The sequence below is a fragment of the Vespertiliibacter pulmonis genome (assembly GCF_013377275.1).
Lineage (GTDB): Bacteria > Pseudomonadota > Gammaproteobacteria > Enterobacterales > Pasteurellaceae > Vespertiliibacter > Vespertiliibacter pulmonis.
The window spans coordinates 416,922-429,412 of the sequence record NZ_CP016615.1 but is presented as its reverse complement, the minus strand read 5'-3'; the positions used below and the strand labels follow the sequence as shown (position 1 = coordinate 429,412).

General features: G+C 38.2%; 11 protein-coding genes. 10 read left to right on the top strand and 1 reads right to left on the bottom strand.

The genetic code is table 11. The annotated features are described in order from the left end of the window. Nucleotides 1–3: 3 nt before the first annotated feature. From mraY to lpxC, 10 genes are all read left to right on the top strand, one after another. Nucleotides 4–1,086, top strand: a complete 1,083-nt coding sequence (mraY, locus tag A6B43_RS02160; protein WP_124210945.1) for a phospho-N-acetylmuramoyl-pentapeptide-transferase — start codon at nt 4–6, stop codon at nt 1,084–1,086. Nucleotides 1,087–1,162: 76 nt separating this feature from the next. Next, nucleotides 1,163–2,464, top strand: a complete 1,302-nt coding sequence (murD, locus tag A6B43_RS02155) for a UDP-N-acetylmuramoyl-L-alanine--D-glutamate ligase (RefSeq protein ID WP_124210944.1) — start codon at nt 1,163–1,165, stop codon at nt 2,462–2,464. Further along, nucleotides 2,461–3,648: a putative lipid II flippase FtsW gene (gene ftsW / locus A6B43_RS02150; protein ID WP_176672520.1), complete on the top strand. Its 1,188-nt coding sequence runs from the start codon at nt 2,461–2,463 to the stop codon at nt 3,646–3,648. The genes murD and ftsW overlap by 4 nt, the downstream gene beginning before the upstream one ends. A gap of 57 nt (nt 3,649–3,705) precedes the next feature. Beyond that, nucleotides 3,706–4,764, top strand: coding sequence for an undecaprenyldiphospho-muramoylpentapeptide beta-N-acetylglucosaminyltransferase (murG, locus tag A6B43_RS02145; protein ID WP_124210943.1), 1,059 nt, complete (start codon nt 3,706–3,708; stop codon nt 4,762–4,764). Between the two features lie 129 nt (nt 4,765–4,893). Then, the gene (murC, locus tag A6B43_RS02140) at nt 4,894–6,330 is read left to right on the top strand and encodes a UDP-N-acetylmuramate--L-alanine ligase (RefSeq protein ID WP_124210942.1); all 1,437 of its coding nucleotides are present in this window, start codon (nt 4,894–4,896) and stop codon (nt 6,328–6,330) included. A gap of 102 nt (nt 6,331–6,432) precedes the next feature. Further along, nucleotides 6,433–7,344 carry a D-alanine--D-alanine ligase gene (locus A6B43_RS02135; protein WP_124210941.1) on the top strand — a complete coding sequence of 304 codons (912 nt, stop codon included), beginning with the start codon at nt 6,433–6,435 and terminating at the stop codon, nt 7,342–7,344. Then, entirely contained in the window at nt 7,344–8,129 is a 786-nt protein-coding gene (locus tag A6B43_RS02130; protein WP_124210940.1) for a cell division protein FtsQ/DivIB, read from the top strand. The genes A6B43_RS02135 and A6B43_RS02130 overlap by 1 nt, the downstream gene beginning before the upstream one ends. Nucleotides 8,130–8,158: 29 nt before the next feature. After that, on the top strand, nt 8,159–9,436 hold the full coding sequence (ftsA, locus tag A6B43_RS02125) for a cell division protein FtsA (protein ID WP_124210939.1): 1,278 nt from the start codon (nt 8,159–8,161) through the stop codon (nt 9,434–9,436). A 43-nt stretch (nt 9,437–9,479) separates the two neighbouring features. Then, the gene (gene ftsZ / locus A6B43_RS02120; RefSeq protein ID WP_124210938.1) at nt 9,480–10,721 is read left to right on the top strand and encodes a cell division protein FtsZ; all 1,242 of its coding nucleotides are present in this window, start codon (nt 9,480–9,482) and stop codon (nt 10,719–10,721) included. Nucleotides 10,722–10,745: 24 nt separating this feature from the next. Further along, the gene (gene lpxC, locus A6B43_RS02115; RefSeq protein WP_124210937.1) at nt 10,746–11,666 is read left to right on the top strand and encodes a UDP-3-O-acyl-N-acetylglucosamine deacetylase; all 921 of its coding nucleotides are present in this window, start codon (nt 10,746–10,748) and stop codon (nt 11,664–11,666) included. Nucleotides 11,667–11,766: 100 nt separating this feature from the next. On the opposite strand, the gene deoD is transcribed toward lpxC, so the two are convergent. Beyond that, complete coding sequence (gene deoD / locus A6B43_RS02110; protein ID WP_124210936.1) at nt 11,767–12,483, bottom strand: purine-nucleoside phosphorylase; 717 nt, start codon at nt 12,481–12,483, stop codon at nt 11,767–11,769. Nucleotides 12,484–12,491 lie beyond the last annotated feature (8 nt).

The following is a 12,491-nucleotide window of genomic DNA, read 5'->3' as shown; positions in this document are numbered from 1 at the left end:
CAAATGTTAGTTTGGTTAGCTGAATATTTAGTTCAATTTAACACCATATTTAACGTGGTATCATATATCACTTTTCGTTCAATTATGGCGTTATTAACGGCATTGATTATTGGATTATGGATTGGGCCAACCGTAATTCGCCGTTTGCAAGTTTTAAAATTTGGACAAGAAGTCCGCCACGATGGACCAGAAAGCCATTTCAAAAAACGTGGTACCCCAACAATGGGGGGAATTATGATCTTATTTTCCATTGGTGTTAGCGCATTGTTATGGGCGGATTTGTCAAACCCTTATGTCTGGTGTGTATTATTTATTTTAATGGGCTATGGGATCGTTGGTTTTGTTGATGATTATTGGAAAATTGCCCGTAAAAATACTGATGGTTTGATTGCTCGTTGGAAATATTTTTGGCTATCAGTGATCGCGTTAATTTCTGCGTTTACTATGTATGCGATTGGCAAAGACACGGCAGCTACTCAGCTTGTTGTGCCATTTTTTAAAGAGGTAATGCCTCAGCTTGGGGTATTTTACATCGTTCTTACTTATTTTGTGATTGTTGGGACAAGTAATGCTGTCAATTTAACCGATGGCTTAGACGGCTTAGCAATTGTTCCAATCATTATGGTCGCAGGGGCATTTGCATTGATTGCGTGGGCGACAGGTAACTATAATTTTGCAGAGTATTTGCATATTCCCTATATCAAATATAGCGGTGAGTTAGTTATTTTATGTACAGCGATTGTTGGGGCGGGGCTAGGATTCCTTTGGTTTAATACTTATCCTGCTCAAGTTTTTATGGGCGATGTTGGCTCGCTTTCCCTTGGCGGAGCTTTAGGAGTGATTGCTGTGTTAGTTCGCCAAGAATTATTATTGGTGATAATGGGCGGTGTTTTTGTGATTGAAGCGCTTTCAGTTATTTTACAAGTTGGCTCGTATAAATTACGTCAGAAACGAATTTTCCGAATGGCGCCGATTCATCATCATTTTGAATTGAAAGGTTGGCCAGAACCTCGTGTTATTGTTCGTTTTTGGATTATTACCTTGATGTTAGTGTTAGTTGGATTAGTAACATTAAAATTACGCTAAAGGGCATTATGTTGTCTTATTTATCAAGCAGAGTGGAATTAGGTTTTACTTATTATCGTTATTATAGAGAATAAAAATGCAATCTTTATATCAAGGCAAGCAAATTACGATTATTGGTTTAGGGGCAACAGGGCTTTCTTGTATTGAGTTTTTTGCGGATAAAAATGCGAACTTACGTGTAATTGATACCCGTAAAAATCCAGCAGGAGTAGATAAACTACCGAAAGATATTCCTTTACACACAGGAAGTTTAAACCTTGAATGGCTACTCAGCTCAGATTTAATTGTAAGTAGTCCAGGGCTAGCACTAGCAACCCCTGAAATTCAGCAGGCAATTAACGCTGGTATTGAAGTTATTGGTGATATTGAATTATTTTGCAGAGAAGCTAAAGCCTCAATTATTGCAATTACGGGATCAAACGGCAAAAGCACAGTAACGGCATTAACAACCGAAATGGCGAAATTAGCGGGCGTGAATGTCGGAATGGGCGGAAATATTGGTGTACCAGCTTTAACCTTATTGAAAGGTAATTACGATTTATACGTTTTAGAATTATCGAGCTTTCAACTTGAAACGACAAGATCTCTTAGAGCGAAATCTGCCACGGTACTAAATATCAGCGAAGATCATATGGATCGCTATCCTAATTTAGAGGCTTATCGTCAAGCAAAATTGAAAATTTATCATAATGCAGAAAATATCATTGTAAACGGTGAAGATCGTCAAACATTGCCTGAACAAGCAGTAAGTTCGTTGTCGATTTTTGCTGAAAATAGCGGGGAATATCGCTTGCAAGATAACGCATTATGGAGTGGCACTGATAAAATTTTAGATACTGCTGAAATGAAATTAAAAGGTCGCCATAATGAGATGAATGCGTTGGCAGCGGTTGCTTTGGCGGAAAAAGCAGGTATTGGGCGTGAAGGGATTATTCAAGCGTTAAAACATTACTCGGGGCTTGAGCACCGTTTTCAGTCAGTTGAAACGACTGATGGCGTGCGTTGGATTAATGACTCTAAAGCAACTAATGTAGGTAGCACCGTTGCTGCTTTAACTGGTTTACAGGTGGACAAAACTCTCTATTTATTATTAGGGGGAGATGGTAAAGGTGCAGATTTTTCAGAATTAGCACCGCTTGTTAACCAGCCTCATATTGTTTGTTATTGCTTTGGACGAGACGGTGCAATGCTTGCAGCATTAACTTCACAAAGCGTGTTAGTTGAAACTATGCAACAAGCCATTGAGTTAATTCGTCCAAAATTAAAAACGGGCGATATGGTCTTATTATCGCCTGCTTGTGCAAGCCTTGATCAATTTCCGAATTTTGAAGTTCGAGGTAAGGAATTTATACAATTAGCACAGGGAGTTAAAGCTTGATCTTCACTAAAAAAATCAAAGAAGGGTGGGAAAAATGGGGAACTTTAACTCCAAGAAATGCTCGTTATGACCGAGGGCTGATTTGGTTATTTTTCAGTTTATTGATGATTGGTTTTATTATGGTAACTTCAGCATCAATTCCTGTTAGTACACGTTTATATAATGATCCCTTTTACTTTACGTTACGTGATGCGTTGTATGTTGCCGTAGCCATTATTATGTTTTTCACTTTTATTCAGATTCCAAGTGAACAATGGGAAAAATGGAATTTGAAGTTATTTGCGATCTCGTTGTTACTGTTATTACTGGTTCTTATCATTGGACGAAATGTAAATGGATCAACCCGTTGGATTCCAATTGGACCGATAAATTTCCAACCAGCGGAATTAGCCAAATTAGCACTTATTTGTTATTTTTCTAGTTTCTATGTGCGTAAGTTTGATGAAATTAGGATTGCGGGTTGGAGTTTTTTCCGCCCTGTTTTGGTAATGATTTTATTTGGTGTTTTTTTAGTATTGCAGCCTGATTTGGGAAGTACCGCTGTACTGTTTATTATTACCTTTGCGATGTTATTTTTTGTTGGTGCAAAATTACTCCAATTTCTTGTATTAGGTATCTTGGGCGGTTTTGCATTTATGATTTTAGTATTGACATCGGAATATCGTTTAAAACGGGTAACATCATTTATGGATCCTTTTGCAGATGCCTATGGTGATGGTTTTCAGCTTTCAAATGCACAAATGGCATTTGGACAAGGTGAATTCTGGGGAGCTGGGTTGGGTAATTCAATCCAAAAATTAGAATATTTACCTGAAGCTCATACCGATTTTGTAATGGCTGTGATTGGCGAAGAGTTTGGTTTGTTTGGTATTAGTATTGTGATTTTGTTATTAACAGCTTTGACGTTAAAAGCTTTTTATATTAGTCGTCAAGCACTAAATCTTGAACAGCGCTTTAAAGGCTTTTTCGCTTTTGGTATTGGTGTTTGGATTTTTTTACAAGGTTTTGTCAATTTAGGCGTTGCTTCAGGATTATTACCTACAAAAGGATTAACCTTTCCATTAGTAAGTTATGGTGGATCAAGTCTAGTAATTATGGCTGTTGCTGTTGCAATTTTAGTAAGAATTGATTATGAAAATCGACTTGAAAATGCAGGCCAAGCAACTTTAAAAGAGTATGAGTAATAATAAGTAAAATTGGAAATAATTATGTATAAATATGGGAAATTATAGGGTAAGGGAATGGCAAAGAAATTATTGGTAATGGCAGGGGGAACGGGTGGACACGTTTTCCCTGCAATTGCGGTTGCTCGAGAATTGCAACAGCAAGGCTGGGAGATACGTTGGTTAGGGACAAAAGATAGAATGGAGGCCGAGCTTGTTCCTAAACACGGTATAGATATTGATTTTATCGAAATTTCGGGGATCAAAGGTAAAGGAATTAAGGCTCTATTAAAAGCGCCATTTGCTATTTTTAAAGCGATATTGCAAGCTCGCAAAATTATCAAAGCCTATCAGCCTGACGCAGTGTTGGGTATGGGGGGCTATGTCTCTGGGCCAGGTGGTGTTGCTGCAAAATTATGTGGCGTTCCCGTTATTTTGCACGAACAAAATGCTGTTGCTGGGCTAACAAATAAATGGCTATCCAAAATTGCTCGTAAAACATTGCAGGCGTTTCCAACGGCATTTACAAATGCAGAAGTAGTTGGTAATCCTGTTCGCCAAGATCTTTTCCAAATACCTAGCCCAGAGCAACGTTTTGCTCAAAGAAATTACCCAATCAATATTCTTGTGATGGGGGGGAGCCAGGGGGCAATGGTTATCAATGAAACTGTGCCCGAAGTAGCAAAACGGCTTAATAATCAAGTATTTATTAGCCACCAAGTGGGTAAAGGAAAATTGGAAGGCGTGGCTGAAATTTATCAACAGTTAGGAAATGGATCTGCCAGTGAATTTATTGATGATATGAAATCAGCTTATGAATGGGCAGATTTAGTTATTTGCCGTTCAGGCGCTTTGACGGTTTCTGAAATTGCAGCCGCAGGTTTACCCGCTATTTTTGTGCCATTTCAACATAAAGATCGCCAACAGTTCTATAACGCAGAATTTTTAGCAAATAATGGAGCTGCAGTGATAATTGAGCAAGCTGATTTTACGGCAGAAAATCTTTTAACAGTGTTAAGCCCTTTGTTATTGGATCGCCAAAAGCTAACGGAACTGGCAATTAAAGCAAGAGAGAAAGCCTCGCCATTAGCGGCAAAACGCGTTGCTGATGTAATTGTGAAAGAGGCAAATGAGTAAAAAGTAGCACAGATAACAAGCGGTCAGTTATAAGAAAAATTTGTAAAAAATAAGCGGAACTAACCGCTAGTAGTCTATATTTTAAACTATATTGTTTATGGATAAGCAGGAAAATAAAAGGTTTTAGTAATGAAGAATTTCCAAGATAAAGTGAAAAAATTAGTACCTGAAATGCGTCGAGTGAGCCAAATTCATTTTGTAGGTATTGGTGGTGCTGGAATGAGTGGCATTGCCGAAGTATTATTGAATGAAGGCTATCAAATTAGTGGTTCGGATATTAGTGATGGCGTAGTAACACAACGTTTAGCTAAGGCGGGTGCAAGTATATTTTTTGGACATCATAGGAATAATGTGAAAGGGGCGAGTGTTGTTGTTATTTCCAGTGCAATCACCGACGATAACCCAGAAGTTATTGCTGCAAAAGAGGCAAGAATTCCTGTTATTCAGCGAGCCCAGATGTTGGCAGAAATTATGCGTTTTCGTCATGGCATTGCAGTTGCTGGGACGCACGGTAAAACAACAACAACGGCAATGTTGTCAATGATTTATACGGAAGCAAAACTTGATCCTACTTTTGTAAATGGAGGATTAGTAAAATCAGCAGGAAAAAATGCACATTTAGGGGCCAGTCGTTATTTAATTGCTGAAGCTGATGAGAGTGATGCCTCTTTTTTACATCTTCAACCAATGGTTTCCGTAGTAACCAATATTGAGCCTGATCATATGGATACCTATGAAGGCGATTTTGAAAAAATGAAACAGACTTACGTTAAATTTCTGCATAATTTGCCGTTTTATGGTTTAGCTGTAATGTGTGTTGATGATGACGTGTTAATGGAACTTGTGCCACAAATTGGGCGACAAGTTCTTACTTATGGGTTTAGCGATCGAGCAGATTATCGTATTACCAATTATCGCCAAGCTGGTTTTCAAGGATATTACACGGTAATTTGTCCAAATGGCGAAAAAATTGAGGTATTGCTTAACGTACCTGGTAAACATAATGCGTTAAATGCTACGGCAGCATTGGCTGTTGCTAAAGAAGAAAATATTGAAAATGAGGCAATTTTAAAAGCATTAGCAGAATTTCAAGGAGCAGGTCGCCGTTTTGATCAGTTAGGCTCTTTTGTTCGTCCAAATGGAACAGTAATGTTAGTTGATGATTATGGTCATCACCCAACGGAAGTTGATGTAACAATTAAAGCAGCTCGAGAGGGCTGGGAAAATAAACGTGTAGTAATGGTATTTCAGCCTCACCGTTATTCACGCACCCGAGATCTGTTTGATGAGTTTGTGCAAGTGCTTTCGCAAGTAGATAGTTTGATTATGTTGGAAGTTTATGCCGCAGGGGAATCCCCTATTGTTGGGGCTGATAGTAAAGCATTATGTCGTTCTATTCGTAATTTAGGCAAAGTTGATCCAATTTTAGTATCAGATCCTAATTTATTGGGAGAAGTGCTAGATCAAATTCTGCAAGATGGCGATTTGGTATTAGCTCAAGGGGCTGGTAATGTGAGCAAGCTTTCCCGTGATTTAGCGGAAAGTTGGAGAAATTCATCTCTTTAAGAGATAGAGAATATTTATCATTAAAAGAAAGCGGTCGTTTGACTGTAAATTTTGCAATGACCGTGTTTTATCCGTTAAATAAAACCGAATGGAGTAAAGAGAATGAGTTTGAAAAATGAAAAAATTGCCGTCTTATTCGGTGGGGATTCAGCTGAGCGTGAGGTGTCTCTCAATTCGGGTAAAGCTGTATTGGGGGCATTACAACAATTGGGCTATGATGTAGAAGGTATTGATACACAATCTTTTCCAATAGAAAAATTAAAAGAGAAAGGTATTCAGCGAGTATTTAATATTCTACATGGAGGAATTGGTGAGAATGGTGTTTTACAAGGAGCATTAGAACAGCTGGGTATTCCTTATACAGGTTGTGGTGTAATGGCTTCAGCAATTACACTGGATAAATTTCGTACTAAATTGCTGTGGAAATCAGTCGGTTTACCTATGGCTGAAATGGTGGTTGTTCAACGTGGGCAAGCGGTCGATTATGATTTAATTATTGCAAAATTAGGTTTACCTTTATTTGTAAAACCAGCAAGTGAAGGCTCAAGTGTTGGTGTTAGTAAAGTGAAAACTGCAGATCAGCTGTTACCTGCGATTGAGCAAGCATTGAAATACGATACGATTGTTTTAGTCGAAGAAAACTTAGCTGGAGCTGAGTATTCTGTGCCAGTTTTAGATGGAGAAGTATTACCAGCAGTGCAGATTATTCCTGATGGCGAGTTTTATGATTATCATGCCAAATATGTTTCGGACAATACCCAGTATATTTGCCCAATATTGAGTGATGAGCGCCAAGCAGAAGTCGCAAAATTAGTGAAACAGGCATATGATGTGGTTGGCTGTAAAGGGTGGAGTCGCATTGATGTTATGGAAGATAGCAAAGGTCAGTTTCGGTTAGTGGAAGTGAACACTAGCCCGGGAATGACAAGCCACAGTATTTTTCCGAAATCAGCGAAAGTGGTTGGCTATAGTTTTGAAAGATTAGTTGAACGTATTTTGGAGCTGAGTGTCTAATGGCAACTGCCTTTCGCAAAAAGCCTACACCTACATCGGTTATTCGTACGCCTGCAAGTAAGCCTGATTATCCTATTAGTTGGAGGTTGTTCGTTAGACCTATTTTACTATTTTTGGCATTATTATCAGTATATATTGCATATAGTAATTGGGCGAGTTGGTTGTCTTTACTCGATAAAACACCGATTAAAGCTTATGCTTTAACGCATAAAACTCAGTTTACAACTAATGCGGACATTCGTGAATTGCTATCGGCAGAACCGAAATTAAAAGGCTATTTTGAACAGGATATTCAGCAGATTAAAGATAAATTTCTGACTATTCCGTGGGTTAAAGAAGTTGCGGTACGTAAGGTATATCCCGACCGTTTAAGTGTTACATTAGTAGAGCATCACCCCGCGGCTATTTGGAATGATCAGTTTTTAGTTTCTGATCAAGGTGAGGTATTTAGTTTACCTAGAGAGCGTTTTGAGCGTGAGGGGTTGCCTAAATTATACGGGCCTGATTCAGAATCAAAGAAAGTATTGGCTGCTTGGTATAAAATTCAAAAGGATTTAGAATCTAGACATTTGGTCTTGAAATCGGTAAAGACAGATATTCGTGGCTCGTGGAGTATAGTATTAGACAATAATATAGAATTACGGTTAGGAAGAGGTGATTGGTTACCTAAAATTGACCGCTTTGTACTAATTTTCCCTGAAATTGAGGTGCCAGAGGGTAAACGTTTGGCTTATGTGGATTTACGCTATGAACACGGCGCTTCCGTTGGTTTTCGTTCAAAATAAATTTTTAGCTGAGAAATAGAAATAACATTATGACAAAAATAGCAGAATCTAAAATGGTCGTGGGGCTAGATGTTGGCACTCACAAAGTTGTTGCCGTAGTTGGCGAAGTGCTACCTGATGGAGTGATTAATGTACTGGGTTCAGGTGTTAGTCCTTCAAAAGGAGTTCAAGGTGGTGGAGTTGTTGATCTTGATGCAGCAGTCAGCTCAATTCAACGGGCTATTGAAGAGGCTGAGTCTATTTCAGAAGGCGAAATCAATGCAGTAATGTTAGCATTGTCTGGAGCCCATGTTGCTGGTTTAAATGAGAGTGGTACAGTTTCTCTTTCAGGGACGGTTGAATCTGAAGATTTAGATAGTGCAATTCATATTGCCCGTTCAATAAAATTGCCAGATGGGCTAGAAACGTTACATATTATTCCGCAAGAATATAAAGTTGATAATCTTCCAGCGACTAAAAATCCGTTAGGGTTGTCGGGAATGCGATTACAAGCTCAGGCGCATTTGATTGCTTGCCATAATGATTGGTTACGAAATTTAAAAAATGCGGTAGAACGAAGTAAATTAAAAATTGATCAGGTTGTTTTCTCTGGGCTTGCGTCAAGTTATTCAGTATTAACAGAAGATGAAAAAGAATTAGGTGTTTGCTTAATTGATATTGGTGGCGGCACAATGGATATTCTCGTCTATACTGATGGAGCTTTGCGTTTTAGTAAGGTTATTCCATTTGGTGGCAATAATATTACAGATTATATTGCACAAATTTTTACAACGTCTCGTCAAGATGCAGAAAAGATTAAGGTGCAATATGGTAGTGCAATGTATCCACCAAGCCATTTTCCTGAGAAGAAAATTGAAATGCCTGGTTTAGGCGGTCGAATGCCTCGAACTTTTACCAAAGAGCAGTTGTCAGAACATACTAATCGATGTTACAGCGAACTTTTTACTATTATTGCTGATGAATTAGCTAAACTACGGGTTGAATTATTCCAAAAAGGCATAAAACAAGAATTAATTGCGGGAATTGTGCTAACGGGTGGTGGTTCTCAAATAGAAGATATTGTAGAATGTGCAAAATCTGTCTTTGGTTTACAAGTACGTGTTGGTAGCCCTTTAAATATTACTGGGCTAACAGATTATGTGAATAAGCCGCAATATGCTACCGTGTTAGGATTACTACAATATAATCACTATAATGACGTAGAAAGTACTATCAGCATAGGCAATAGTGGAAATGGTAGTCGTATTATTGATGCAATAGCAAGTGGTGTGAGAAAAGCCTATGGTTGGGCGAAGAAAAGTTTTTAAAAGAAGTGCTATTAGTTGATTAGCGCTATTCAGGAGAATCAAAATGTTTGAACCTATTTATGAATCTACGCAAGATGCGGTGATTAAAGTCATTGGTGTTGGCGGTGGCGGCGGTAATGCCTTAAATCATATGGTTAGTACTCAATCAGAAGATGCAGGAAGCGTAGAATTTTTTTCTGTAAATACAGATGCTCAAGTTCTACGTAGTAGTGCAGTACGTAATACTATTCAGATTGGTGCAACGGTTACAAAGGGTTTAGGGGCAGGAGCCGATCCAAATGTAGGTCATCAAGCAGCAGAAGAAGATAGAGATGCTTTAACGAATATGTTAGCTGGTGCTGATATGGTTTTCATCGCAGTTGGTATGGGCGGTGGTACAGGCACGGGAGCTGCACCAGTTATTGCAGAAATTGCCAAGAACCAAGGTGCATTAACAGTCGGTATTGTAACCAAACCTTTTTCTTTCGAAGGTAGAAAACGTTCAGGCTATGCTGAGCAAGGTATAAAAGAACTTGCTAAACATGTTGATTCTCTAATTATTATTCAAAACGATAAATTATTAAAAGTATTACCTAAAAATGTAAAATTCAGTGAGGCTTTTGGTGTTGCAAATGATGTATTACGTAATGCAGTATTAGGTATTACGGATATGATTACATCTGAAGGTTTAGTGAATGTGGACTTTGCAGACGTGAAAAAAGTAATGTCTGAAATGGGGCGTGCAATGATGGGAACAGGAATTGCCGAAGGTGAAAATCGTGCAGAAAATGCAGCAAAAGAAGCCGTTGCTAGCCCATTATTAGAAGATGTTGATTTATCAGGTGCAAAAGGTATTTTAGTAAATATTTCTTCTGGATTTGATATTGAACTTGCTGAAGTAAACACCATTATGGAATATGTTACTAGCTTTGCCGATCCAGATGCTGTAATTATTTTAGGTTCTGCATTTAATGCAGAAATGGAAGGTAAAATTCGAGTAACATTAGTTGCAACTGGAATTGGGCAGCCAGAAGATATTACTCCACCACGAGTAACGGGATTTCAAAATCAACAAGGTTTTGTGAATGCTGCACCACAGCCACAGCAGACAGCACAAACGACACAGCCAAATCAACCACAGTTTGTGAATACAATGGGTGGATATCAGCAACCAACACAGTTTGCACAACAGCCAGCCCAATTTGCTCAACCGCAACAAACGGCAGCAAAACCACAACAAGTAGATAGTTCACAAGTATTTTCACCAACTTCAATTATTCCTGGCTTTATGCGTAATGGGCAATAATCTGTGGGAAAATAAGGAAACGATATGATAAAGCAAAGAACTCTTAAACAAGCAACAAAAGTAACTGGAATTGGTTTACATAGTGGTAAAAAGGTAACGCTAACGTTACGCCCCGCACCAGCTAATACAGGAATTATTTATGCTCGTACGGATCTTGATCCTGTCGTTTATTTTCCTGCAAGTGCAGATGCTATCCGTGATACAACACTTTGTACCTGTATGGTCAATGATGAAGGAGTTCGTATTTCAACAGTAGAACACTTAAATGCAGCAATGTCTGCATTGGGTTTAGATAACTTAATTGTAGAAGTTGATGCTCCCGAAATTCCAATTATGGACGGAAGTGCAAGTCCTTTTATTTATCTTTTACTTGATACTGGTATTGAAGAACAAAATGCATTGAAGAAATTTATTCGTATCAAAGAAACTGTTCGAGTTGAAGAAAATGATAAATGGGCAGAGTTTAAGCCTTATCATAATGGGTTAAAGTTGGATTTTACAATTGATTTTAATCATCCGATGATTAATAAAGATGTTCGTCATTATCAAATGGAATTTTCAGCACAAAATTTTGTTCAACAATTAAGTCGTGCTCGTACCTTTACTTTTATGAAAGACGTTGAATATTTGCAGTCTATTGGTCTAGCATTAGGCGGTAGTTTAGATAATGCGATTGTATTTGATGAATTCCGTGTACTAAATGAAGATGGCTTACGTTTTAAAGATGAATTGGTTCGTCATAAAATGTTAGACGCTGTTGGTGATTTATTTATGTGTGGTTATAATATTCTAGGCGATTTTACTGCATATAAATCAGGGCACGGGTTGAATAATAAATTACTAAGAGCTGTATTAGCAAATCAAAATGCGTGGGAATTTGTAACCTTCGATGATAAAGCTATTGTGCCACAAGGTTATCAAGCTCAAGAACAAGTATTTATCTAACTTTATAAATGAGATAAATAAAAATGCCGAATATATTATTCGGCATTTTTTATAGCCTTTTATTACTCACAAGCGGTGAGAATGGGCATTAATTTTGTGCTTAGGCTTTATCACCAATTAGTACTGATTCTAATGCAATTTCAATCATATCATTGAAAGTTAATTGGCGTTCTTCTGCGGTTGTTTGCTCATGAGTACGAATATGATCAGAAACGGTACAGATAGATAAGGCTTTTGCTCCAAATTCTGAGGCTACACCATAAATACCAGCGGCTTCCATTTCAACTCCTAAAATGCCATATTTTTCCATTACATCAAACATTTCAACGTCTGGTGTATAGAATAGATCGGCTGAATAAAGGTTACCTACACGAACGTTAATCCCTTTTTCTTTTGCTGCTTCGACTGCCGCAACTGCCATATCAAAATCAGCAATAGCAGCGAAATCATTATCTTTAAAACGGATACGGTTGACTTTTGAATCAGTGCAAGCTCCGATACCGATAATTACTTCACGTAGTTTTACATCTGGGCGAACTGCACCACAAGAGCCAACACGGATAATTTTTTTCACTCCATATTCAGTAATCAGCTCTTTTGCATAAATTGAGCAAGATGGGATACCCATTCCGTGCCCCATTACAGAAATTTTGCGCCCTTTATAGGTGCCGGTATAGCCGAACATATTGCGGACATCGGTAACTAATTCAGCATTCTCTAAAAATGTTTCTGCAATATATTTTGCTCTAAGTGGGTCGCCTGGCATTAAAACAACATCAGCAAATGCACCAGCAGGTGCGTTAATATGTGGAGTCATTGAAGTGT